Source organism: Roseomonas haemaphysalidis, assembly GCF_017355405.1.
Classification (GTDB): domain Bacteria; phylum Pseudomonadota; class Alphaproteobacteria; order Acetobacterales; family Acetobacteraceae; genus Pseudoroseomonas; species Pseudoroseomonas haemaphysalidis.
Window position 1 is genome coordinate 348609 of record NZ_CP061179.1, and the last position, 23096, is coordinate 371704.

General features: G+C 72.7%; 26 protein-coding genes and 1 riboswitch. Of the genes, 14 read left to right on the top strand and 12 right to left on the bottom strand.

Going from position 1 to position 23096, the window contains the following annotated elements; translation table 11 throughout:
- Positions 1 to 7: 7 nt before the first annotated feature.
- Positions 8 to 772, bottom strand: coding sequence for an SDR family oxidoreductase (locus tag IAI59_RS21245; protein ID WP_207415278.1), 765 nt, complete (start codon positions 770 to 772; stop codon positions 8 to 10).
- Positions 773 to 1024: 252 nt separating this feature from the next.
- On the opposite strand from IAI59_RS21245, the gene IAI59_RS21250 reads away from it, so the two are divergent.
- The 3 genes from IAI59_RS21250 to IAI59_RS21260 all read left to right on the top strand — a co-directional run bounded on the left by IAI59_RS21250 (position 1025) and on the right by IAI59_RS21260 (position 1952).
- Entirely contained in the window at positions 1025 to 1228 is a 204-nt protein-coding gene (locus IAI59_RS21250; protein WP_207415277.1) for a hypothetical protein, read from the top strand.
- A gap of 101 nt (positions 1229 to 1329) precedes the next feature.
- Positions 1330 to 1674: a hypothetical protein gene (locus IAI59_RS21255; RefSeq protein WP_207415276.1), complete on the top strand. Its 345-nt coding sequence runs from the start codon at positions 1330 to 1332 to the stop codon at positions 1672 to 1674.
- Positions 1671 to 1952: a hypothetical protein gene (locus IAI59_RS21260; protein ID WP_207415275.1), complete on the top strand. Its 282-nt coding sequence runs from the start codon at positions 1671 to 1673 to the stop codon at positions 1950 to 1952. Before IAI59_RS21255 ends, IAI59_RS21260 begins: the two co-directional genes overlap by 4 nt.
- On the opposite strand, the gene IAI59_RS21265 is transcribed toward IAI59_RS21260, so the two are convergent.
- Positions 1931 to 2935 carry a hypothetical protein gene (locus IAI59_RS21265; RefSeq protein ID WP_207415274.1) on the bottom strand — a complete coding sequence of 335 codons (1005 nt, stop codon included), beginning with the start codon at positions 2933 to 2935 and terminating at the stop codon, positions 1931 to 1933. The two genes, IAI59_RS21260 and IAI59_RS21265, sit on opposite strands and share 22 nt — an antisense overlap.
- A 165-nt stretch (positions 2936 to 3100) precedes the next feature.
- Between IAI59_RS21265 and IAI59_RS21270 the strand changes: the two genes are divergently transcribed.
- From IAI59_RS21270 to IAI59_RS21305, 8 genes are read left to right on the top strand one after another with little or no spacing between them, the layout of a single operon-like run.
- Entirely contained in the window at positions 3101 to 4282 is a 1182-nt protein-coding gene (locus IAI59_RS21270; RefSeq protein WP_207415273.1) for a glutathionylspermidine synthase family protein, read from the top strand.
- Between the two features lie 8 nt (positions 4283 to 4290).
- A complete protein-coding gene (locus IAI59_RS21275; RefSeq protein WP_207415272.1) occupies positions 4291 to 5451 on the top strand; it encodes a glutathionylspermidine synthase family protein in 1161 nt (386 codons plus the stop codon).
- Between the two features lie 20 nt (positions 5452 to 5471).
- On the top strand, positions 5472 to 5897 hold the full coding sequence (locus IAI59_RS21280) for a DUF350 domain-containing protein (protein ID WP_207415271.1): 426 nt from the start codon (positions 5472 to 5474) through the stop codon (positions 5895 to 5897).
- 3 nt (positions 5898 to 5900) lie between these two features.
- On the top strand, positions 5901 to 6872 hold the full coding sequence (locus IAI59_RS21285) for a DUF1190 domain-containing protein (protein WP_207415270.1): 972 nt from the start codon (positions 5901 to 5903) through the stop codon (positions 6870 to 6872).
- Between the two features lie 3 nt (positions 6873 to 6875).
- Positions 6876 to 7499, top strand: a complete 624-nt coding sequence (locus IAI59_RS21290) for a hypothetical protein (protein ID WP_207415269.1) — start codon at positions 6876 to 6878, stop codon at positions 7497 to 7499.
- Positions 7496 to 7765 carry a hypothetical protein gene (locus IAI59_RS21295; RefSeq protein ID WP_207415268.1) on the top strand — a complete coding sequence of 90 codons (270 nt, stop codon included), beginning with the start codon at positions 7496 to 7498 and terminating at the stop codon, positions 7763 to 7765. Before IAI59_RS21290 ends, IAI59_RS21295 begins: the two co-directional genes overlap by 4 nt.
- Positions 7762 to 8364: a hypothetical protein gene (locus IAI59_RS21300; RefSeq protein ID WP_207415267.1), complete on the top strand. Its 603-nt coding sequence runs from the start codon at positions 7762 to 7764 to the stop codon at positions 8362 to 8364. Before IAI59_RS21295 ends, IAI59_RS21300 begins: the two co-directional genes overlap by 4 nt.
- Before the next feature lie 8 nt (positions 8365 to 8372).
- Positions 8373 to 9434 carry a DUF1176 domain-containing protein gene (locus IAI59_RS21305; RefSeq protein ID WP_207415266.1) on the top strand — a complete coding sequence of 354 codons (1062 nt, stop codon included), beginning with the start codon at positions 8373 to 8375 and terminating at the stop codon, positions 9432 to 9434.
- Between the two features lie 63 nt (positions 9435 to 9497).
- Here IAI59_RS21305 and IAI59_RS21310 read toward each other — a convergent pair whose 3' ends face one another.
- From IAI59_RS21310 to IAI59_RS21335, 6 genes are all read right to left on the bottom strand, one after another.
- A complete protein-coding gene (locus tag IAI59_RS21310; RefSeq protein WP_419556678.1) occupies positions 9498 to 9851 on the bottom strand; it encodes an SWIB/MDM2 domain-containing protein in 354 nt (117 codons plus the stop codon).
- A gap of 195 nt (positions 9852 to 10046) precedes the next feature.
- Entirely contained in the window at positions 10047 to 10649 is a 603-nt protein-coding gene (locus tag IAI59_RS21315; RefSeq protein WP_207415265.1) for a thiamine phosphate synthase, read from the bottom strand.
- Positions 10646 to 11428: a thiazole synthase gene (locus tag IAI59_RS21320; protein WP_207415264.1), complete on the bottom strand. Its 783-nt coding sequence runs from the start codon at positions 11426 to 11428 to the stop codon at positions 10646 to 10648. Before IAI59_RS21320 ends, IAI59_RS21315 begins: the two co-directional genes overlap by 4 nt.
- A gap of 3 nt (positions 11429 to 11431) precedes the next feature.
- Positions 11432 to 11629 (bottom strand): sulfur carrier protein ThiS, encoded by a 198-nt coding sequence (gene thiS, locus IAI59_RS21325; protein WP_207415263.1) that lies wholly within the window; start codon positions 11627 to 11629, stop codon positions 11432 to 11434.
- Positions 11626 to 12633: an FAD-dependent oxidoreductase gene (locus IAI59_RS21330; protein WP_207415262.1), complete on the bottom strand. Its 1008-nt coding sequence runs from the start codon at positions 12631 to 12633 to the stop codon at positions 11626 to 11628. Before IAI59_RS21330 ends, thiS begins: the two co-directional genes overlap by 4 nt.
- A gap of 60 nt (positions 12634 to 12693) precedes the next feature.
- Positions 12694 to 12799: riboswitch (TPP riboswitch) on the bottom strand.
- Between the two features lie 45 nt (positions 12800 to 12844).
- On the bottom strand, positions 12845 to 13981 hold the full coding sequence (locus IAI59_RS21335; RefSeq protein ID WP_207415261.1) for an epoxide hydrolase family protein: 1137 nt from the start codon (positions 13979 to 13981) through the stop codon (positions 12845 to 12847).
- A gap of 174 nt (positions 13982 to 14155) precedes the next feature.
- On the opposite strand from IAI59_RS21335, the gene IAI59_RS21340 reads away from it, so the two are divergent.
- Complete coding sequence (locus IAI59_RS21340) at positions 14156 to 15484, top strand: chloride channel protein (RefSeq protein WP_207415260.1); 1329 nt, start codon at positions 14156 to 14158, stop codon at positions 15482 to 15484.
- A 3-nt stretch (positions 15485 to 15487) separates the two neighbouring features.
- On the opposite strand, the gene IAI59_RS21345 is transcribed toward IAI59_RS21340, so the two are convergent.
- Positions 15488 to 16138: a potassium channel family protein gene (locus IAI59_RS21345; protein ID WP_207415259.1), complete on the bottom strand. Its 651-nt coding sequence runs from the start codon at positions 16136 to 16138 to the stop codon at positions 15488 to 15490.
- Between the two features lie 10 nt (positions 16139 to 16148).
- Positions 16149 to 17471 (bottom strand): TrkH family potassium uptake protein, encoded by a 1323-nt coding sequence (locus tag IAI59_RS21350; RefSeq protein ID WP_207415258.1) that lies wholly within the window; start codon positions 17469 to 17471, stop codon positions 16149 to 16151.
- 226 nt (positions 17472 to 17697) lie between these two features.
- Here IAI59_RS21350 and IAI59_RS21355 point away from each other — a divergent pair, with 226 nt between their 5' ends.
- Positions 17698 to 18606 carry a glycine/sarcosine/betaine reductase selenoprotein B family protein gene (locus IAI59_RS21355; RefSeq protein ID WP_207415257.1) on the top strand — a complete coding sequence of 303 codons (909 nt, stop codon included), beginning with the start codon at positions 17698 to 17700 and terminating at the stop codon, positions 18604 to 18606.
- A gap of 4 nt (positions 18607 to 18610) precedes the next feature.
- On the opposite strand, the gene IAI59_RS21360 is transcribed toward IAI59_RS21355, so the two are convergent.
- Together IAI59_RS21360 and IAI59_RS21365 are read right to left on the bottom strand one after the other, a co-directional pair.
- On the bottom strand, positions 18611 to 20083 hold the full coding sequence (locus tag IAI59_RS21360; protein ID WP_207415256.1) for a protein adenylyltransferase SelO: 1473 nt from the start codon (positions 20081 to 20083) through the stop codon (positions 18611 to 18613).
- A 129-nt stretch (positions 20084 to 20212) separates the two neighbouring features.
- On the bottom strand, positions 20213 to 21127 hold the full coding sequence (locus IAI59_RS21365; protein ID WP_207415255.1) for a LysR family transcriptional regulator: 915 nt from the start codon (positions 21125 to 21127) through the stop codon (positions 20213 to 20215).
- A 132-nt stretch (positions 21128 to 21259) separates the two neighbouring features.
- Between IAI59_RS21365 and IAI59_RS21370 the strand changes: the two genes are divergently transcribed.
- Entirely contained in the window at positions 21260 to 23083 is a 1824-nt protein-coding gene (locus IAI59_RS21370; protein WP_207415254.1) for a CocE/NonD family hydrolase, read from the top strand.
- Positions 23084 to 23096: the final 13 nt, after the last annotated feature.

Consider the following 23096-nt stretch of genomic DNA (forward strand, 5'->3'; position numbering starts at 1 on the left):
CCGACCCTCAGCCCCCGCGCGCCTTGGCGGCAAAGTCGTTGAGCTGGGCCATGGTGGCGTCGAACCGCCCTTCCGCCTCGGCGAAGCGCAGGCCGCGCACGCGTTCCACCAGGATCTCGGCCGGCGTGGGTTGCCGCGCGAACAGCGCCATCACCTCATCCGCGAAGGCATCCAGCGGCTGGTAGCCGGGGCGGCTTTCCTGGCCGGGGGTGAGACCGGTCTGCACCGCCGGCGGCGCCAGCTCGATCACCTCCACCCGTCCCCGCAGCGCGGCGCGCAGCGACACCGTGTAGGAATGCATGGCCGCTTTGGTGGCGTTGTAGGTGGGCGTCGCCACCAGTGGCACGAAGGCAAGGCCGGAAGTGACGTTGACGATCGCCGCACCCGGCTGCGAGGACAGATGCCCGACCAGCCCGTCGATCAGCCGGATGGGGCCGAGCAGGTTGGTGGCGATGGTCTGCTCCGCATCCGACAGGTCCCGCGCCTGGTCCAGCGTCTCGAAGCGCATGATGCCGGCGTTGTTGACCAGCACGTTGACCGCCGGGTGCTCGGCCAACAGGCGCCGGGCGAAGTCGGCCACCCCCCCGGCGCTGTCCACGTCCAGTTCGATCGCGTGCATGTTGGCGCGTCCGGCGACGGTGTCCTCCAGCGCCGCCAGCCGCCGTCCGGCGACGATCACGGTGTTGCCCGCATCGTGGAAGCGCTGCGCCAGGGCCGCGCCGATACCGGAGCCGCCGCCGGTGATCAGGATGGTGTTGCCGGTCGGGTTCATGGTGCTGGCTCCAAACAAGGGGTGCGGGTGGCCAGGGCCACCCGTGCAGCAACGCCGCCGTCGGACCAGCAGCGGATCAAGGCTGCGCGAGAACCCGGCACGGCGGCATGGCGGCCCGGCGTTTTCGCGCGGTGCGATCATCACGTTTCAGCAAAATCGCGCTGGGGTGGCTTGCCCCACGTCGTCAATGCGGCAGCATCCACGGCCTCACTGCCGGCGGCGCCACGGCCCGCCTCTTCGAAAGGTTGGTTCATGATCGCCCGGCGTTCCGTCCTCGCAGTGGCGACGACCCTCGCACTGGCGGCGGCGGGCTTCGCGGAGCCGGCGTCCAACGACCCCAACGGCTTGGCGTTCCGCGACGGCGTGCTGGACATCAACTGGCGCCCCTTCGCCAAGGTGGACGACGCGCAGCCACGCACCGGGGCACTGACCCAGCTGCTGGAAAAGAATCTTTGAGGCCGGCCCCGCCACGCGGCGGCCGCAGGGTCCTGGCCGCCGCCGCGCTGGCGCTGGCCACATCCCCGACCGCCGGTCGGGCTGCCCCTGAAAACGCCGGGTTGCAGGCATTCTGGCAAGACTTCCGCCGGGCCGTGCTGGCCGGTGACATGGCGGCGGTCACGCGGATGAGCCGGCTGCCGGTGGCCAGCCATGGCGAGCTGGACGACGAACCCGTGCTGCCGCTTTCCGCCAGCAGCCTGCCGACCGCCTTTCGCCGCCTGCTGCGGCGGGTGGATGACCCGGCCACCGGGCGCAGCGTGCTGGACCGCATCCGCGACACGCCGCAACCGCGCATCGACCCGCGCAACGCCGTGCCGGGCCAGGTGCGCGTGGACGACCTGGTGTTCGAGCGTGGGCGCGACGGCTGGCGGCTGACCATCTTGTACCGAGGACCGGACGAATGACCACGCGCGGCCTGATGCTGGTCCTGCTGCTGGTGGCTCCACCGGCCCTGGCGGCGGAACTGCCGCACGAGGTGGCGGAGTTCGTTGCCCGCCGCGACCGCTGCGACCACTTCCGCGGCGAGGACGCCGAGAATCCCGCCCGCATCCGCGAGATCCAGCGCGGGCTGCGGGCGAACTGCGAAGGCACCGACGCGGCACTGGCCCGGCTGAAGCAGCGCTTCGCCGGCCATGCGGCCGCCCGCGCCGTGCTCGACCGCTACGACGACGCGGTGGAGTGAGGCGCCGCCGCGTCTTCCACCATCCAGCGTTCGTTGAGGCGCCACAACCCGACGGCGAAGATCAGCATCAGCACGCCGCCGCCCAGCAGGCTGAGCGGCGTGGCACCCAGCCGTTCGAACCACTGGGTGTAGAAATGAATGCCGCCGAACACGCAGGCGAGGTTGAGCAGCCAGCGCCGGTTGCTGCGCCCGGCCCAGATCGCCGCGCCGAGCAGCGCCAGCGCCCAGGCGATGCTGAAGGCATCCGCCGGCACTGGCCGCCACAGCAGCCGGAGCAGCCACGCCGCGTTGTCGCCCCAGAGCGAACCGACCCAGAAGCCCAGGTTGACCAGCAGCAGCGCCGTGCGCGCCGCGATGTCGGCCAGCCGCGCCCCCGCCGCGCGCAGCCGCTCGGCCAGCCCGTGCGCCGCCGCCGCGAAGCCCGAGAACGCCAGCACGGTGAGCAGCGGTTCTTCCGTCCCCAGGGCATAGAAGGCGTGGCCATAGGCTGTGCCGCTGCCCAGCATGCCGCCCAGCAGCAGCACCGCCAGCGCCACCAGCAGGCCGCTGCCGGCCAGCACGGCGCAGCCCGCGAACAGCGCCGCCACCAGCAGAAACGCAATGCGCGAATCCAGCAGCGGCACCTCCTCCGCCGTGCCGTCCAGCGACAGTTGCCCGCCGCTTAGCACCAGGATGCTGGCGCCCAGCAACAGGGCCGCGACCAGCACCAGGATGGTCGCCAGGACGGCCCAGCGGCGGCGGCCGGACAGCACCAGCCACGCGCCGCAGGCCAGCATCGCCAGCCCCAGCGGCACCGCGGTCAGGATGCTGGGCAGCAGGGCCAGCACGCCGCCGCTCACCGCCAGCACGCCAAAGCCGATCAGGGCGTTGACCAGCAGCGAGCCGGTGTCGCGCCGGCCGAGGCGGGCCAGCCGGTCGTGCTCCTGCCGCGTGATCTGGCCGTCCTCCAGCAGCCGCGACAGGTCGAGCGTGACCTTTACCATCCCATCCATACCCTTCCGATATGCCGCCAGGGCCGGCGGCGCGGCTTTGCGGCAGACTGATAGGGAAGTGACACTTCCGGCAAGTTGACATCACCCGCGCCAGATTGCCTTCTGCCCTGCAACGAACCACGCCGTCGGGACCGCCCGCCGTGCCCTGGGCAGGACATGCTGAGCACCGAACCCGCGCCAATGGCGGCCATCCGCCGCGCTCGCCTGCCCCGCGACGACCGCTTTGTCGCCGAGGCGGAGGCCCTGGGCTTCGGCTTTCATTCCCCGGACGGGCGCGAGTACTGGTGCCGCGATGCCTGCTACGTGCTGGACGCCCGCGTGGCGGAGCGCATGGCGGCGGCGGCCCGGGAGCTGGAAGCCATGATCGACGCCGCCGCCGATGCGGTGGTGCGGGCCGGCGACTACCGTGGCTTTGGCTTCTCCGATCGTCTAGCGCGGCTGGTGGAGGCCTCGCACCGCGCGGCGGAGCCGTCGCTCTACGGGCGCTTTGACTTCCGGCTGGCGCCGGATGGCGACATCAAGCTGTTCGAGTTCAATGCCGAAACCCCCGCCGCGCTGTTCGAGGCTGCGGTGGTGCAGCTCGCCTGGTTCGAACGCCAGGCACCGAACCTGCCCCCCGGCGCCGACCAGTGGAGTGCCATCGACGACGCGCTGGTGGCCCGCTGGCCTGCCCTGCGGCTGCCGCCGCGCATCCACTTCGCCGCCGAGCGGAACCGGGACGACGAGATCGCCCAGGTGGCCTACCTGATGGCCACCGCCCGCGCCGCCGGGCATGGCGCGGAATTCGTCGCGGTGGACGACATCTCCTGGCATGCGGGCCTCGGACGCTTTGTGTTGCCGGACGGCGGGCCGCTGGAAGCATGCTTCAAGCTCTATCCCTGGGACTGGATGGATGCCGAGGAAGGCGGGCCGCTGCTGCCCGCGCGCGGCACCCGGTGGATCGAGCCGGCGCGGCGCATGCTGCAGGCCAACAAGGCCATCCTGGCGGAGCTGTGGCGGATGTTCCCCGGCCACCCCCTGCTGCTGCCGGCCGCGCTGGAGCGCGGCGGGGTGGCGGGCGATGCCATCGGCAAGCCGGCGCTGGGGCTGGAAGGCCATGGCATGCTGGTGGACGCCGATGCCGGCGCCTCGACCGAGCGGGCGGAGGGGCTGCCACCCTCGCCCACCGTGTGGCAGCAATGGGCGCCGTTGCCGGCGCATGACGCGGGCGGCATGGCCGCCTATCCGGTGATGGGGGTGTGGTCCGTGGGCGGCCAGCCCTGCGGCCTGGGCATCCGCGAAGGAGACGGGCTGGTGACCACGCTGGAAGACCGCTTCGTGCCGCATATCCTGCTGTGAGGACCACCATGCTTTCGCTTCGCCGGCTGCGCGCCCCCACCCCCGGCCCGTTTCGCGACCGGCTGCGCGCGCTGGGCCTGCTGGAGCCCGGCGCCGCCGGCGGCGCACCTTATTGGAACACGGAGGCTGCCTACGCCTTGACCGCCGACGAAGCCGCCCGCTGGCTGCAGGCCGCCGACACCGTGCATGCCCTGTGCCTGCGGGCGATCGACGCGGTGATCGCGGCCGGCGACTACGCCCCCTTCGGCATCCAGAGCGCCAACATGGTTTCGGCCATCGAGCAAAGCTGGCGGGCGCGCGAAACCGCCTTTGTGGGCCGCATGGACTTCACCCTGGACGGAAACGGCGTACCCCGGCTGCTGGACTACGAGGCCGATGGCCCGGTGTGCATGCCGGAGGCGTCCTATCTGCAGTGGGAATGGTTTGAAAGCTGGAAGGCCGCGCATGGCGCCGGCGGCGAGGACCAGGAAAACCTGATCTACGAGAAGCTGCTCGACATGTGGCGCAAGCTGCGCCTGGGCGGTCGCCTGGCCATTGCCAGCGGCGGCGATGCCGACGGCGATGGCGCACCGCTGGACACCGCCGAGCGCTTCACCGCCGACTGGCTGGCCGACACGGCGGGCGAGGTGGGGCTGGACCTGCACCGCTGCGGCATTGCCCAGGTGGGATGGGACACAGAGGCGCTGCGCTTCACCGACGTCGGGGACGCGGTGCTGGAACTGCTGGTCAAGCTTTATCCCTGGCGTTGGATGGAGCGGGAACAGAACGTCGATGCCCTGCCCGCCAGCCGCACACGCATCCTGCCGCAGCCCTGGACACGCCTGCTGGCGGACAAGGCGCTGCTGGCGGTGTTGTGGACGATGTTTCCCGATTGCCCCTTTCTGCTGCCCGCGGCGCTGGAGCCCGGCGTGCTGGACGGGCCGGTGGTGAGCAAACCCCGCAGGGGCTGGGATGGCGAAGGCGTGTCGTTGCCTGGCCAGCCCGCCGCCACGGAGCATGGCCCCTTGCTGTGGCAGGCCCATTGCCCCCTGCCGCTGCTGGACGGCGTGCATGCCGCGCCCAGCGTGTGGATGATCGATGGCGCCGCCGCCGGGCTGTCGTTCCGCGAATCCCCCATGCCCGTCACGCGCATCGATGCGCGCTTCGTGCCCCACATCCTCGCCCCCTGAGCCGGAGCCGCAGACCGCGCATGCACGCCGTCGATATCCTCGACATCTTTCCCGCCACGCTGCTGGGCTTTCTGGTGGCTTTCACGCTGGGCGCGGCGTTCTGGGCGCTCGGCCTGATGCTGGTGTCCGCGGTGACGCCGCAAAAGGAACTGGCGCTGCTGCGCGCCGGCAACCTGCCCACCGCCATCGCCTTTGGCGGCAAGGCGGTGGGCATGGTGTTGCCCATCGCCGCCGTGGCGGGCAGCGCCGCCGGACCGCTGGACCAGGCCATCTGGTGCGCCGTGGCGGTGCTGGTGCAGTTGCTGGCGCACCTGTTGTTGTCCGCCCTGCTGCAGGGACGCCTGCGGGCGGAGATCGAGGCGGACGAGGTGGGCGGCGGCGCGGTGTTCATCGCCTTCATGCAGGTGGGCGCCGGCATTCTCAACAATGCCTGCATGGCGGGCTGAGCGGTGACGCACGCGCCGCCCCCGCGCCTTGGCCGTTCCCGCACCGTGCGGGCGGCGGCGCTGGTGACGGTGGGCCTTGCCGCGACAGCCTGCGACGAAGCGCCGCTCCCCGACACGCCTCTGGACGCCGCCCAGCGCCTGGAAGCCTGCGAGGCGGCGCATCGGCGCCTGTCCGCCGACCCGGCGCGGTGCCAGACGCTGGAACGCGTGGCGCAAAGCGAACAGGCGGCCACGCGCCCCCGCTTCACCCTTCGGGCGGATTGCGAGGCCAGCTTCGGCGCGGGGGCCTGCGAGGGCGGCGAACCCTCGGCCGGCAATCTGTGGCGGCCCGTGCTGGCCGGCTGGTTCGCCGACCCGCGAAGCGGCGACCGGCTGCCGGCCGTGCGGGACCGGCAAGGCGGCGTCTGGGCACTCGGCCCCCCGGGGCAGCAGCCGCAACCGGTCACGGACGGGCTCCTGCCGCCCAAAAGCGTCGGCCAGGATCTTGGCGGCACCAGCTTCGACCGCCGGGCGCCCGGCTATGACGACCGCGCGGACTGCGAAGCCGGCTGGGACCGCTGCGAGCCCACCGTCCTGCCCAGCCGGTTCACGGAACAACAGGGCTGCGAGGCCGTGTGGACCCGCTGCCAGGAACTGTCGCTGCCCGGCACCCGCATCGCCAGCGGCGGCGGGTCGGGCGGCGTCGTCGGCGGCCACGGCTGGTCCGGCCATTACAACCAGGTGTGGTTCAGCCACACCGGCTACGCGCCGCGCTGGCAGGGCTGGGGCTGGACCGCGGACCGCGCGCCCGCCGCAACCTATCGTCCCGCCGGCGGCGGCGTTGCGCAGGCCTGGGACAGCGGCGCGCGGCGGCTGGCGCCGGCGCGCAGCCTGGCCAGCATCGCGGGCGATGGCGGCGCGCTGTCCAGCCGCACCGAAACCGTGTCCCGCGCCGGCTTCGGCGCGACGGGCCGGTCTTATTCCTCCGGAGGCTGAGGCATGATGCACGAGGCCGGGGCGGCCACCTGGATGTCCGCGGCGCAGCGGCGGCTTTTGCTGGCCTTGCTGGGTGGCGCCGCCGCGATGGGGTTGGTGGGCTGGGCGGTGCCGCCTGCCGGGGCAGCCTTCTGGGCGGCGCTGCTGGGGGGTGCCGCCGCCGGGCTGGTATTCGGCTGGTGGCTCGGCGGCGCCGCGGCCGGGCAGCGGCTGGACCGCATGTTGCTGGGCCGCTTCGGCCCACCCGCGCCGGCCTGGGCGCCGTCCCACCCGGCGGCCATGGAGCCCTCCGCGCGCGAAGCGCTGGAACGCGCCGCGGTGCCGATGCTGCTGAGCCAGCTGCAGGAAGCCGGACGCAGCGGCGGCGCGCCGGCCACGGTGGAACCGCTGCTGGCCATGGCGCGCGACATCATGCGCCAGCCCGTGCCGCCTGCGCGCGAGATCACCCTCCTGGTGACCGCCCTGCCACCCATCGTCCAGGCCGCCGGGCGCAAGGACCGCGACGTGACCAGCGCCTGCGCGCTGTTGCAGGCCGCGCTGCGCAGCCGGGTGGAGGAACCCGACCTGTCGGCGCAGCTCGACAAGCTGCTGGCCGTTCCGGCCCGGCGTGGGCGGGGGCGGTCATGAGGCGGCAGGACCTGGACGGCGCCGTGCTGTGGATGCTGTCCGGCGCCCTGCTGCTGTTTGCCGCAGGCCTGCTGTTCGCCTTGTCCGCCTGGGACCGGGCGGCCACCGACCGGGCCTATGTGGAAGCCGCGGCGCGGGCGGAGCACGCCGGCTCGCCCGCCCTGCGGGTCTGGGTGCCGCAACAGGATGCCACGGCCACGGCGCGCCTGTGGCAGCAACAATGGATGCTGGACCAGCAGGGCGGCCAGCCGAAAGGCCGGCCGTGATCGCCGCGCTCGCCCTGGTGCTGGGCCTGCTGCTGCTGGGCTACGGCATGCTGCGCACCCTGCGGGCGGGGCGGCGGAAGCTGGCGCGTGACGAGGCCACTTGCCTGCGCATCGCCGTGCCGCCGCGTCAGAACCACCCGGTGCTGACGTTGCGGCACGGTCGCGACGTGCTGTTCGGCCCGGTGCGGGCGCAGTGGAACGCGCCCGCCAGCACCGCCATGGCCTGCGGCAACGCCACCCGCGACCCTGCCCTGCCGGGCGGCGACGTGCCCGCCGGGCGCTACCGGGTGCTGGACGCCGCCGACCTGTCCGGCGCGGCGGAGCCAATCCTCCGGGGACTGGGGCCGCTGGCGCTGATCCTGCGGCCGGACCATGGCGGGCGGGACATCCTACTGCATGGCACCCGGCGGCACGGGCCCGACTGCAACGGCGTGGCCATCCTGAACCGCACGCTGGACGCTCTGCTGCAGCAGCTTGGCGACCCGCGCGGGTTGCGCGTGGAGATCGAGCGCCGGAACATCCGGCGCAACGGCTGGGGCGGCACCGGCCGCCCGCCCGGCACGGCGAACCGCCGGGCCGGCCAGACACGGAAAGGATGACCCCTGGGATGTTGAAGCTTTGGCGGGGCGGAATGCCGCTGGCGGCCGCCCTGGCACTGGGCTGGGCGGGAGCCGCGGCGGCGGCGGAGCCGTCCTACGACACCTACGGCTCCTGGCTGATCGCCTGCGACAATGGCCTGACCTGCGAAGCCAAGGGCTTCGAGGACGGCGTGGCGGAACGGCCGGACCTGCGGCTGTCGCGGGCCGCCGGCCCCGACGCGGCCACCACCGTGACGCTGACGGTGCCCTTCACGGCGGAGCGCGACGCGGTGCGCGTGGACGGGCGCCCGCTGAGCCTGGCCGCCCCGGCCTGGACCGTGAAGCAGGAAGACGGCCTCACCACCTTTGCCGCCGACCAGCCGGCGGCGGTCGCGGACATGCTGTCGCGCATCCGCGATGCGGCCACCCTGCAGGTCGGCACGGAGGAAGAAGGCGTGGTGCCGCTGGCCGGAATGATGGCCGCGCTGCTGCGGATGGATGAGCGCCAGGGGCGGCTGGATGGCGTAACCGCCCTGGTGCGCCGTGGCACCGCGCCCGCCGCGCAGGTGCCCGCCGCGCCGACGCTGCCGGCGGTTCCGCGCTTCAGGCCCGCCACAGCGTTGAGCGAGGCACAGGGCAATGCCCTGATCCGCCGCGCCAAGCTGGCCAGCGCCGCGCGCTTCAAGGCCGAGGAATGCGAGGAGAACGATGCGCAGGAGGCCGATGCCACCGGTGCCTTCGCGCTGGATGAACGCAATGCACTGGTGATCCTGCCGTGCGGCATGGGCGCTTATCAGGGGTGGTCGCTGGTTTCCATCGTGCCGCGCACGGCGAACGGGGCACCCGTGCCTTTCCGGCCGGTCCTGCCGTTCCGGGGCAATACGCCGGAGAATTCCCTGACAGAGCCGTATTTCGATCCGGACACCGGCATCCTGGTGTTCAGTGCCAAGGGCCGGGGACTGGCGGATTGCGGCATCACGGCGGAATGGAGCTGGGACGGACGCCAGTTCCAGCTCAGGGGTGCCGCCTTCCAGGACGCCTGTGGCGGCAGCCAGCCCGGCGACTGGCCCACCCTGTACCGGTCACGGTGACCCAGGGCCTTCGCGACCGGCAGCGGCCGGGCGCGAGGCCCCGGCGACTGCCTTCTGCCGGCGTTACTTCAGGTGCTGGGCGAGATGCTTGTTCATCTCGAACATCGTCACCTTGGACTTGCCGAACACCTTGCCCAGCTTGTCATCCGCCAGGATCTCGCGGCCATCCTTGGGGTTCTGCAGCTTGTGTTCCTTGATGTAGGCCCACACCTTGCTGACCGCCTCGCCCCGGGCGAGCTTGTCGGAGCCGACCACCGCCGCCAGATCCTCGGACGGCTGCAAGGGCTGCTGCAAGGCGTTGGGCTTGCGACCCTCGGCGGGTTGCGCGACCTTCTTGGCCTTTACCGGCTTGGCTTCGGCGGCACCATCCTTGGCCTTCGCCGGCTTGGCGGCGGCATCAGCCTTTTTCGCCTTCACCGGCTTCGCGGCGGCGTCGGAATCTTTCGGCTCAGACGTCTTAGAGGTCGTCTTGGTGGGCATGGCCACACTCCTGATCTGTCACCCGCGGCGCCTGCCGATAACATGTCGGCGCAGGCAGCAGCGTAACGACGCCAAGGCTAGGCAGTTTCCGCCGTTCGCAACAAGCAAAACCCACCGGCCCTGTTGCGCTCGTCACCGGTCCAGCCCGTCGCGCCATGCCAGGGCGCGCTGCTCCGGCGCCGCGTGGCCCGTGATGTCCGATACCACGGCCACGCAATCGGCCCCGGCCACGAGGCAACCGGGGGCACGCTCCAGCGTGATGCCGCCGATCGCCACCAGCGGCAGCGCGCCGATGCGGCGCTTCCATGCCCGCAGCCGGTCCAGCCCCTGCGGCGCCCAGGGCATCACCTTCAGCGTGGTGGGATACACCGGCCCCAGCGCCACGTAATCGGGCCCGGCCGCCAGCGCGGTGTCCAGCTCCGCCTCGGAATGCGTGCTGAGGCCGAGGCGGAGGCCGGCGGCGCGGATGGCCGCCAGGTCGGCGTCCCGCAGGTCCTCCTGCCCCAGGTGGACGGCATCCAGCTTCAGGTCGATGGCGACGCGCCAGAAATCGTTCAGCACCAGCAGGGCGCCGTGCGCGCGGCACAGCGCCGCCGCTTCCGCCGCCTGGCGGCGCAGCTCGGCGTCCGGCGCGTCCTTCAGGCGGAGCTGGATCAGCTTCGCCCCGGGCACGAGCCGCCGCACCCAGCCGAGGTCCGGCACCACGGGGTAGAAGCGGGACGGCAGGCGCATCATGCGAACACCGCCGCGCCCACCACGGGCGTGGAAGGCGAGGCCATGTCGCGCGCCTCCATCGGGTCAGCCTCAAAGGCCAGGCGGCCGGACCGCACCGCCAGCGCCATGGCACGGGCCATGGCCACGGGGTCGCCGGCGCGGGCCACGGCGGTGTTCAGCAACACGCCATCGAAGCCCAGTTCCATGGCCGCCGCCGCGTGGGACGGCAGGCCGATGCCGGCGTCGACGATCAGCGGCACATCGGGAAAATGCGCGCGCAGGCTGCGCAGCCCGTAGGGGTTGTTGAGGCCGCGGCCGGAGCCGATGGGCGCCCCCCAGGGCATCAGCACCTCGCAGCCGGCATCCAGCAGCCGGCCGGCCACCACCAAGTCCTCCGTGGTGTAGGGAAACACCTGGAAGCCATCGCGCGACAGGATGCGCGCGGCTTCCACCAGCCCGAAGACGTCGGGTTGCAGGGTGTCGTCCTCGCCGATCACCTCCAGCTTGATCCAGGGCGTGCCGAACACCTCGCGCGCCATCTGCGCGGTCAGCACCGCCTCCTTCACGGAATGGCAGCCGGCGGTGTTGGGCAGCACGCGCGGCCCGAGGCCGCCGACCAAATCCCAGAATCGCTGGCCGGCGCCCGCGCCCTCCTCGCCCGCCGCGCCTTCCCGGCGCAGCGACACGGTGACCACGCCGGCCTCCGCCGCCCGGATGGCCTCCGCCATCACCGCGGGCGAAGGATACAGCGCGGTGCCCAGCAACAGCCGCGAGGACAGGTCGGTCCCATATGCCCGCATGGTTCAGCCCCCCTGCATGGGGCCGAGGATCTCGACCACGTCGCCCTCGGCAAGCCGGCATTCGGCGCGGCGCGCGGCGGGCACGAACTCGCTGCGCAGCGCGGTGGCCACGCGCGGGCCGGTGTAGCCCAGCTCCTCCAGCACCTCGGCCAGGGTTGCCGCCGCCACGCTGCGGGGCTTGCCGTTGACGATGATATTCATGCCGCTTCTCCTGGCAGGCCGGGGGTTGAGATGCCGAACACCGCCGCGGCGACCTGTTCGGCGAGCGAAGGCGAAAGCAGGAAGCCGTGCCTGAACATGCCGTTGACGCGCAGCACGCGGCCGTCACGGCGCAGCGCGGGCATGTTGTCGGGAAAGGCGGGGCGGATGTTGCTGGCGGCTTCCAGGATCTCGGCCTCGCCGAAGGCGGGGTGCAGCGCATAGGCGCCGTTCAGCAGCTCCATGGCGGATCGCGCGGTGATAGCGTGGCGCCCGGCACTCTCGATCATCGTGGCGCCCACCATGAACAGCCCTTCGCCGCGCGGTACGACGTAGAGCGGGATGCGCGGGTGCAGCAGCCGCACGGGGCGCGACAGCGACAGGCCGGTGCAGCGCAGCAGCAGCATCTCGCCACGCACGCCGCGCAGGTCGGGCAGCGCCGCCGCCGCAGCATGGCCGCGGCAGTCCACCACATGGTCGAAGCCGGCGGCATCGGCTTCCCTGAAGTCGCCTTCCCGGAACACCGCGCCACGGCCTTCCAGCGCCCCGGCCAGCGACAGCAGCGCCGCGCGCGGGTCCAGGTGCGCCTCTTCCGGAAAGAACAGCCCGTCGGCGAAGCGGCCTTCCAGCTCGGGTTCCAGCGCGGCGATGGCGGCAGCGTCGCAGCGGCGGTGGCCTGTGGTGCGGCGCGCGAAGCGGTCCAGCTCCCCCCGGTCCCGCCGCGCGGCCAGCAGCAGGCTGCCGCGGCGCAGCGTGCCCGGCACCCGCGCCGCCCACCAGCCGATGGCGGCGGCACCCGGCGCCACCAGCGCCGGCGGGGCATCGGCGGCCTCGCACCACGGCGCCAGCATGCCGCCCGCCACGTGGGAGGCCCGGCTGGCCGGTTCCGGGCGGTGCAGCACCGTGACGGCCGCGCCGCGCTCGGCCAGCACGGTGGCCACCGCCAGCCCGGCGACGCCGGCGCCGATCACCAGAACCCGGGGGGCGGTATCCGCTGTCTCAGGCATGGCCAGGGCTCCCTTGCGCTGGGCCATGCGGAATCGGGGGGAAAGAGAGCGGGCCTGGTGGCAGGCCGTTGTTTTCCATCCCTCCGCCGGCATGACCCGGATCAGGTTCGATGGGTTCGGCCTTGCCGTCTCAGCCCCCCGCGCGGAGGCACCCCAGGAACAACACCCCCAAGGTTAGCCGCTTCCGCCCGCCGCGCCAAATCCGGGGCGATCAGCCCACCCGCGCCCAGGCCCGCAGGTCCTCCACAAACAGCTCCGGCTCCTCCAGCGCCGCGAAGTGGCCGCCACGGGGCATGTCGGTCCAGCGGCTGACGGCGTAGCCCCGTTCCACCCAGCTTCGCGGCGGCATGGGGTTGCGCGGGTCCGGATAGCGGGCGATGGCGGTGGGCACCTCCACGCGGCGCCCGGGCGGCACCTTGCGGACCTCCTCCGCCTGCGCGCCGGCGTAGTACCAGGCGGCGGTGGTGAAGGCATCGTTCATCACGTAGATCATGATGTTGGTCAGCAGCCGGTCCATGCCGAACACGTCCTGCACGGGTCGTCCCCGCAGGTCGGCCCAGTCGTGGAACCGCTCCACGATCCAGGCCGCCTGGGCCAGGGGGTTGTCCTGCATCGCATAGGCCAGCGACTGCGGCTTGGTGCCCTGCAGCCGGGCATAGGCGCCGAGCCGCTGCTGGCAATCCTCGATGGCCGCCATCCAGGCCTGTTCCTCCGGCATCTGCGGCGTGGTGTCGGGCTGGGTCAGCAGGTAGTTGAGGTGGATCGCCTCCACCGCCCCGGCATGGTCCAGCGCCAGCCAAGCGGACACGCCCGCGCCCCAGTCGCCGCCCTGCGCCCGGAAGCGCGGGTAGCCCAGGCCGCGCATCAGCGCCGCGAACAGCCGCGCGGTGGTGCGGGGGCCGATCGGCGCCGCCGGCTTGCCGGAAAAGCCGAAGCCCGGCAGCGAGGGGATCACCAGATCGAAGGCATCCTCCGCCCGGCCGCCGTGCCGCGACGGAAAGGCCAGCGGCCCGATCACGTCCTGGAATTCCAGCACCGAGCCCGGCCAGCCATGCGTCAGCAACAGCGGCCGCCGCCCGCCGGCCTCGCCCACCACGTGGATGGCGTGGATCTCCATGTCCTCCACCCGGGCCATGAGCTGCGGGTGGCGGTTCAGCTCCGCGGCAGCGGCCGCGGCGTCGTAGCCATCGATCCAGCGATCGCGCAGCATGGCCAGGAAGTCCGGGTCGCAACCGTAGCGCCAGCCGGCTCCGACGGGTGCGCGGGGCAGCGGGGTGGCCTGCAGCCGCTCGCGCAGCCGGGCCAGGGCGGGCTCCGACCAGCGGACCTCGAAGGGGCGTGTTTCCATGGTGGTTCCTTTCGCTTTGGCTGCTGCTGCAACGCTCGTGGCGGGCCGGATTTGCTTGGCGCCGGTGCGGACCGGCTGGCGCGGCGTCTGGCTGCCATGGCTTTACTTCGCGGCCCGGCGCGTGCAGGGCTCAGCTTCCGCAAGCCGCTTTCAGACACGGACCCCGCATTGCCCATGCTGCCTGCCCTGACCCCCCGACGCCGCCGCCGCCTGCGCATCGTGTCCCGCAAGGGCGGGCGCCTCGCGCTGTTTGTCGCCGGGGGGCTGGTGGTGGGTGCTGCGGCGGTGGGCATCGCGCAGCTGGCGGACCATGCCAGCGCGCTGTTCGCCGCCACCACGGCGGGGCGCCCCTGGCTGGCCCTGCTGCTGACGCCGCTGGCCTTTCTCGCCTCCGCCTTTATCGCCCGGCGCTGGTTTCCCAACTCGGGCGGCAGCGGCATCCCGCAGGCCATCGCGGCGCGGCGGCTGCACGGGCTGGCGGCGCGGGAGCGGCTGGTGTCGCTGCGCATCGCGGTGGGCAAGACCCTGCTGCTGGCGGTCGGGCTGCTGGGCGGCGCTTCCATCGGCCGCGAAGGGCCGACGGTGCAGGTCGGCGCCTCCATCATGTTCGCGGTGGGGCGGCTGTCGCCCCGCCGCCAGCCGGGGCTGATCATGGCCGGCGCGGGCGCGGGCGTGGCGGCGGCCTTCAACACGCCGCTGGCCGGCATCGTCTTCGCGATCGAGGAAATGGGGCGCTCCTTCGACGAGCGCACCAACGGCATCGTCATCAGCACCGTGATCGCGGCGGGCCTGACCTCGCTCGCCATCCAGGGGGACTACACCTATTTCGGCACCACCGGCGCGGCGCTGGGCGGGTCGTGGCAGGGGTGGCTCGCCGTGCCGCTGCTGGGCATCGCGGGCGGGCTGCTGGGCGGCGGCTTCAGCCGGCTGCTGGTGCTCTTCGCCGGCGGGCTGCCGGGCCGGGCGGGAGCGGCGCTGAAGCGGCACCCGCTGGTGGTCGCCACGGTGTGCGGGCTGCTGGTGGCGCTGTGCGGGCTGGCGTCCGGCGGGGCGGTGTTCGGCACGGGCTATGCCCAGGCGCAGGCCCTGGTGCAGGGCGACGGCGAGGTGTCCGCCGGCTTCGGCGTGCTGAAGCTGCTGGCCACGCTGCTGTCCTCCGTCAGCGGCATCCCGGGCGGCATCTTCGCGCCGTCGCTGTCCGTGGGCGCGGGGCTCGGGTCCAACATGGCGGCGCTGTTGCCCGGCGCGCCGGCGCAGGCCCTGATCGTGCTCGGCATGGTGGCGTATTTTTCCGGCGTGGTGCAGGCGCCCATCACCGCCTTCGTGATCGTGGAGGAAATGACCGGCGACCACCACCTGGTGGTGCCGCTGATGCTCGCCTCGCTGATCGGCTTCGCCGCCTCGCGCCTGGTGTGCCGCGAGGGGGTGTACCATGCCCTGGCCCGCAACTTCGTGGCGGCGGAGGCGGCGCGCAGCCTGCCGCCCCCGCGCGGCGGCGCCTGACCGTCAGGTGCGGGCCGCGAAGGCCTCCACCCTGGCGGTGGGGCCGGCGACGATCAGCAGGTCGCCTTCGCGGATCAGGGTTTCCGGCAGGCCGGGCTCGAACCCGCCGCGCAGCCGCTTGATGCCCACCACCGTGACGCCCTGCTCGCTGCGCCAGCCGCACTGCGCCAGGGTGCGGCCCACGGCGCCGCGCGGCGCGCAGGTCTTGACGATGGCATAGCCGTCTTCCAGCTCGATGAAGTCGATCATCTTGCCAGTGACCAGATGCGCCACCCGCTCGCCCATGGTGGCCTCGGGGTAGATCACGTGGTGCGCGCCGGTGCGCTCCAGGATGCGGCCGTGCTTGCTGCCCAGCGCCTTGGCCCAAATGTCGGGCACGCCAAGCTCGTCCAGCGCCAGTACGGTCAGCACGCTGGCCTCGATATCCGTGCCGATCCCGACGATGGCGTGGCGGAAGTCATGCACGCCGAGCGAGCGCAGCGTGTCCCCGTTGGTGGCGTCCGCCTGCACCACGTGGGTCAGCCGGTCGGCCCATTGCTGCACCAGCTCGGCGCTTTCGTCGATGCCGAGCACGTCGTGCCCGAGGCGCAACAGCGATTCCGCGACGGCGCCGCCGAAGCGGCCGAGGCCTATCACGGCGATGCCGTCGGTCATGCCAGAGCTTCTAGCCAACGATCGGTCGCTCCTCGGGAAAGCGGTACAGGCGGCGGGTGCGGCGCAGCGCCAGGGCAGTGACCACGGTGACGGTGCCGACGCGGCCGACGAACATCAGCAGCATCAGCAGCCATTGCGCGGCGGGCGGCAGGTCGCCCGTGATGCCCGTGGACAGGCCCACCGTGGCGAAGGCCGAGATCACCTCGAACAACAGCACGCCGGCCGGGTGGTCCGTCATCGCCAGCATCGCCAGCGTGCCGGCGACCACCACCAGCATGGCCAGCGTTGCCACCGTCAGCGCCTGGCGCTGGAGGTCGGGCGGGATGCGGCGGCGGAAAGCGGAAACGTCCGGGTCGCCGCGCACCTCGGCCCAGACGATCAGCCCCAGCACCAGAAAGGTGGACACGCGGATGCCGCCGCCGGTGCCGGCGCTGCCGCCGCCGATCAGCATCAGCAGGCAGCTCAACGCCAAGCTGCCCTGGGTCAGCGCGCCGGTGTCGCCCGCGTTGAAGCCGCCGGAGCGGGTCATGACGGCGTGAAAGGCGGCGCTCAGCAGCCGGCTGCCGGCATCCATCGCGCCCAGCGTGCGGGGGTTGTTCCATTCAAACAGCAGCACCCCCGCCGTGCCCGCGAGCAGCAGCCCCGCCGTGCCCCACAGCGTCAGGCGGCTGTGCAGCGACAGGCGCCGGGGCTGGCGCATCACCTCCGCCATCACGGGAAAGCCGAGGCTGCCCACCACCACGGCCAGCGCCAGCGGCCCCAGCACCAGCGGGTCCGCAGCGAAGCGCGCCAGCCCGTCCGGGTACAACGAAAAGCCGGCATTGTTGAAGGCGCCCACGGCGTGGAAGACGCCGCTCCACCACGCCTCGCCCCAGTTCAGGCCGTGCGACAGGCGCAGCCGAAGCGCCAGCACGGCCGCGATGGCCAGCTCCACGCACAACGCCAGGGCCAGGATCAGCCGCAGCACGGCCAGCACATCGCCCAGCGCCAGCACGCGCACCTCCGCCTGCGCCAGCAGCCGCGTGCCGAGGCTGAGGCGGCGGGTGACCAGCAGGCCCAGCAGTGTCGCCCCGCTCATGATGCCAAGGCCGCCGAGCTGCGCCAGCACCAGGATCACCCCCTGCCCGAAGCCGGACCAGTAGGTGCCGGTGTCCTGCACCGCCAGCCCCGTGACCGTGACGGCGGAGGTGGCGGTGAAGGCCGCCGCCAGCAGCGTGGCCCCCTGCCCGCCAGCATGCGCGGCGGGCAGCATCAGCAGCCCGGTGCCGAACAGGATGGCCAGCAGAAAGGCCAGCGGCAGCAGCCGCGCCGGGTGCCGCAGGCTGCGGTTCATGCCGGCAGGCCGGCCCGGCCGGGTGGGGTCGCCCCGGGGGCTGCCATGCCGTCTTCTCCTGAAGGTGCCCGCCCGGCACCATCGCCACGCGGCGGCCATCATAGCCGCCGGGCCCTTTCTGTCAGCCGCCGGGTTGCGCGGCGGCGCCAGGCGCGCATGATCGCGCCATGACGCAGCATTCCGCCACGGCGCAGCCCCGCGCGCCCCGGGCACCGGGCCCGGGCCGATGAACGCGCCGGCAGACCCGCCGCCCTGCGGCCCCGTGGGCTACATGCGGCGGACGCGGGATTACTACGCGGCGCTGGGCCACGCGCCCTACCGCTGGGCGCACCACGCCGAGGTGCCGTTCCACCCGCTGCCCCGGCCGCTGGCCGAAAGCCGCGTGGCGCTGGTGACCACCGCCGCGCGCTTCGACCCGGCGCGGGGCGACCAGGGGCCGGGCGCGCCCTACAACGCCCGGGCCAAGTTCTTCGAGGTGTATTCCGGCGACAGCGCGGCGGAACACGACCTGCGCATCTCGCACATCGCCTACGACCGCCAGCACAGCCCGGCGACGGACCAGAACAGCTGGTTCCCGCTGCCGGCGCTGCGCCGCGCGGCTGCTGCCGGCCGCATCGGCACGCTGGCGCCGCGCTTCCACGGCGTGCCCACCAATCGCAGCCAGCGCCATACGGTGGAGGTGGACGCGCCGGAATTGCTGCGGCGGCTGCGGCAGGATGGCGCGGATGCCGCCCTGCTGGTGCCGAACTGCCCCGTCTGCCACCAGACCTGCGCGCTGATGGCCCGCCACTTGGAGGCGCATGGCATCGCGACCGTGGTGATGGGTTGCGCCAGGGACATCGTGGAGCATTGCGGCGTGCCCCGCCTGTTGTTCAGCGACCTGCCGCTGGGCAACGCCGCCGGCCTGCCGCATGACGTCGCCAGCCAGGACGCCACGCTGGAGCTGGCGCTGCGCGTGCTGGAAGCGGCGCCGGCCGCGCGCACCACCGTGCAGTCGCCACTGCGGTGGCCCGGCCACCCGGACTGGAAGGCGGATTACGCCAACATCGACCGCATTCCCCCCGCCGAGGTGGCCCGCCTGCGCGAGGAGTTCCTGCAACAGAAGGAAGTGGCGCGCGGCCTGCGCGGCGCCTGAAGGCTCAGGTGCCGCAAAAGGTCATGTAGGGGCCGCCGCCGGGCGCGGGCGGCTCAACGAAGCGCTCCAGCCCAGGGCGCTCATCGAACGGGCGGGACAGGGCGTCCAGCAAAGCTTCGAAGGGCGCGAAGTCCCGCCGGGTGACGGCAGCTTCCAGCGCCGCCTCCACCTGATGATTGCGCGGGATCACGGCCGGGTTCACGGCACGCATGGCGGCAGCGCGCTGTTCGGCATCCTGTGGTTCCGCCTCCAGGCGCGCGCGCCAGCGATCCATCCAGGCATCAAAGGCCGCCGGATCGGTGAACAGGGCACGAACCGCCGCGTCCTGACCCGCGGCCGCGTCCGCCAGGCGGCGAAACACCAGCGTGAAGTCGGCCTTGCCGGCAGCCATGGCGGTGAGCAGTTCCTGGATCAACGCGGCATCCCCGTCCTGCCCGGTGGACAGGCCGATCTTGCGACGCAGCCCGTCCAGATACGCGGCCTCAAAGGCGGGGCGGAAACCCGCCAGCGCCCCGTGCGCCGTGGCCAGGGCGGTGTCCTCGTCCTCCGCCAGCAGGGGCAGCATGGCCTCGGCCAGCCGCGCCAGGTTCCAGTGCGCGATGGCGGGCTGGTTGCCGTAGGCATAGCGCCCCGCATGGTCGATGGAGCTGAACACCGCTCCCGGGTCGTAGCCGTCCATGAAGGCGCAGGGACCGTAGTCGATGGTTTCGCCGGCGATGGAACAGTTGTCCGTGTTCATCACGCCGTGGATGAAGCCGAGCAGCAGCCAGTGCGCGATCAGCCGCGCCTGCCGCGCCACCACGCCCTGCAGCAGCGCGCGGTACGGTTCCTCCTCCGTTGCCGCCTCCGGGTAGTGGCGTGCGATCACGTGATCGGCCAGCAGGCGCAGCGCCTCCGTGTCCCGCCGCGCGGCAAAGAACTGGAACGTGCCCACGCGGATGTGGCTGGTCGCCACGCGGGCCAGCACCGCCCCGGGCAAGGCGGTTTCGCGCATCACCTCCTCGCCGGTGGTCACGGCGGCCAGGGCCCGGGTGGTGGGCACGCCCATTGCCGCCATCGCCTCGCTGACCAGGTATTCGCGCAGCACCGGGCCCAGCGCGGCACGGCCATCGCCCCGGCGGGAAAACGGCGTCGGGCCCGCGCCCTTGAGCTGGATGTCGCGCCGCACGCCATCGAGGCCCACCACCTCGCCCAGCAGAATGGCGCGGCCGTCGCCGAGCTGCGGCGTGAAGCCGCCGAACTGGTGCCCGGCATAGGCCGTGGCGATGGGCTGTGCGCCTTCGGCCACGCGGTTGCCGGCCAGCACCGCCACGCCTTCCGCATCCGCCAGGGCCGCAGGGTCGATGCCCAGCAGCGTGGCCAGCGCGGCATTCACCCGGACCAGCGTTGGCGCGGCCACCGGCGTCGGGTCACATGGCGCGAAGAAGCGCTCCGGCAGAGTGATGTAGCTGTTGCTGAACGGAATGCGCAGGGTCATGCGGGGGGTCCCGGATTGTGGGCGTGATGCGGCGCGGAACGGTTCGCGCGCGGCCGGGTGGCGGAACCCCCGGCCGGTCCATGTGCGGCGGTGTTGCTCAGGTTGTGCGGCGCGGCCGCCGGGGCAAGGTCAGGGGGCTCGCCGCAGCGCCGCGGCTTCCCGCAGCGCGGTTTCCACCACCAGGGCGGCGAACTGGTCCACCACGGCGGGGCGGGGCTGCCAGGCGGGAAAGAACAACCCGTAGGGCAGGGGAATGGAGGCCGCGAAGGGCCGCATGGTCAGCTCCGGCGCCGGGGTGGACAGGGCGACAAAGGGGTCCGACAGCGCGGCCCCCAGGCCCAGTGCCGCCATCTGGCACACCACCGCGCCATTGGATGCCTCGAACCGCGGGCGCGGCGTCAGCCCGGCCTCGCGGCAATGATGCTCCAGCCCCTGCCGCAGCATCGAGCGCGGATGCGTCACCACCAGGTCGTGCGCCACCAGCTCCGCCAGCCCCACTTCCGGCAGCAGGGCCAGCGGGTGGTCGCGGCGCATCACCACCACGGCTTCCACCGTGCAGACCGGCTCCACCTTCAGGCGCGGATGCTCGATCGGCAGCACGGTGACGCCGAGGTCGAAATGCTCCTGCTCCACCACCGCCTCGGCATCCAGGCGGATGCGGGTGTCCACCAGGGCGGTGAATTCAGGCACGCGCGCCGCCATGACACGCAGCGCCGGGCCCAGGATGATGCTGGCCACCTGCGGCGCCGTCAGAACCCGCAGGTGGCGGTCGTTCTGCCCGGCGCGAATGCCGGCGGCCAGCCGCTGCAGCCCGTCGTGCCCGGCCAGCACCCGCTCCGCCTGGGCATAGAAACGCGCCCCTTCGGCGGTGAGGCTGAGGCGGCGGTTTTCCCGGTTGAACAAGGCGAAGCCGAGGTCCGCTTCCAGCGCCGCCAGCAACCGCCCCACCTGGGGCTGCGTGCGGCCGAGCCGCAGCGCGGCCTGCGATACGGAGCCTGCTTCCACGAAGGCCCGCAGGGCGTCCAGCGACCTCAGATTGTGCACGACACCCGTCCTCCTTGTGCGGAAAGCGCATAAGATAGGCCATATAATGCATTTGACGCAGCCTCGTCGCGTCGAGCATGACGGCGCCATGACGACACAGCCGCCGTTCCCGGCGCGAGCAAGGCCCTGAGCATGTCCGACCGCGACCAAGACGGCGCTGCCTGGCGGCAGGCGCCTTCCAGCTACGCGGCCAGCCGCCCGCCCGAATTCGCGCTGCCGCCCGCGCCCGTGTCCCGCTACCTCCCTATGCGCGACGGCTGCCGCATCGCGGCGGACGTGTGGCTGCCGGACGGGGCCACCGGCCCGGTACCGGCCATCCTGATCCTGACGCCCTATTACCGTCGCTTCCGGCTGCGGGACGGCGGCACGGGCGATGCCATCCCCAATGCGGGCAAGTTCGTCCGCCACCTGGTGCCGCGCGGCTTCGCGGTGGTGGTGGTGGACGTACGCGGCACCGGCGCCTCCTTCGGCACGCGCGACAGCTTCCGCTCGCCGCGCGAGCGCGAGGATTCGCGCGAGATCACCGATTGGGTGGTGGCGCAGCCCTGGTCGGACGGGCAGGTCGGGGCCACCGGCATCTCCTATCCCGGCGCGGCGTCCGACTTCCTGGCCAGCACCGGGCACCCGGCGGTTAAGGCGATCGCGCCGCTGTTCGCGGTGTGGGACACCTACGCCGACAACTACTTCCCCGGCGGCATCGCGCTGAAGGCGCTGGCGAAGAGCTACGACGACCTGATGGTCGCCATGGACCACGACCGGCGCGACCTGTTGCGCAACTACGTCTACTACGCCAACCCCGACCTCGCCGGCCCGCACCCGGTGGACGAGGACGCCGACGGCGCCCTGCTGGCCCAGGCGCTGCGCGAGCATGCCGGCAACTTCCGCCAGCCCGACTTCATGGCCGAGTTCCGCTTTCGCGAGGAGCCGCTACCCTACGACCCGGACTTCTCCTCCGCTTCCTTCAGCCCTTATTCCGTCGGCGCCGGCATCCGGCCGGACGTGGCGGTGCTGGCGGTGTCCGGCTGGATGGATGGCGCGGGCTACGCCAATGGCGCCATTGTCCGCTTCCTGACGTTGCGGAACAACCCGGTGCACCTGATTCTCGGGCCGTGGGACCATGGGGCGCGCTGCAACGTCTCGCCCTGGCGGCGGGAGCAGGCGCCGGAATTCGACCTGCTGGGCGCGGTGCTGCGCTTCTTCGACCACTACCTGCTCGGCCGCGACACCGGCCTGCAGGCCGAGGCGCCGGTGCACTACTTCAGCCTGCACGACGAGTGCTGGCGCGCCGCTACATCCTGGCCGCCACTGGACGACACGCTGCGCCTGCACCTGGCCGAGGGCAACGCCCTGGCCGAGGCCCCCGGCCCCGCGGGCGCCGACGAGGCGCGAGCCGATTTCAGCTGGGGCAGCGGCGACGGCACGCGTTACGAGCGCATCGCCGGCATCAATAGCACCACCTATTATGCCGACTGGGCGGCGCGGCAGGCCGCGCTCCCCGGCTGGTCCTCGGCGCCGCTGGAGCGGGACATGGAGCTGGCGGGCCACGGCCTCGCCGACCTGTGGCTGGAATCGAGCGAGCCGGACGCCGCGATCTTCGCCTATCTTTCCGAAGTCGAGGCTGATGGCAGCGTGCGCTACGTGACCGAGGGGCTGCTGCGCGCGCTGCACCGCGCCGAAAGCCCGGCACCCGCCGAATACCGCACCACCTGGCCATTCCGCACCTTCAGCCGCCGGGACGCCACGCCGCTGGTACCGGGCGAGGCCACGCGCCTGCGCATCCCGCTGCTGCCCACCGCCTGGGTGTTCCGCCAGGCCAGCCGCATCCGCCTGTCCCTTTCCGGCGCGGATGCCGACCACGCGGCGCAGGTGCCGCATGGCCGCCCGCCCCGCCTGCGCCTGTTGCGTGGCGGCGACCGGGCCTCGGCCCTGGAGCTGCCGCTGCGGGCCCTTTCATGACCCCGACCCTTCA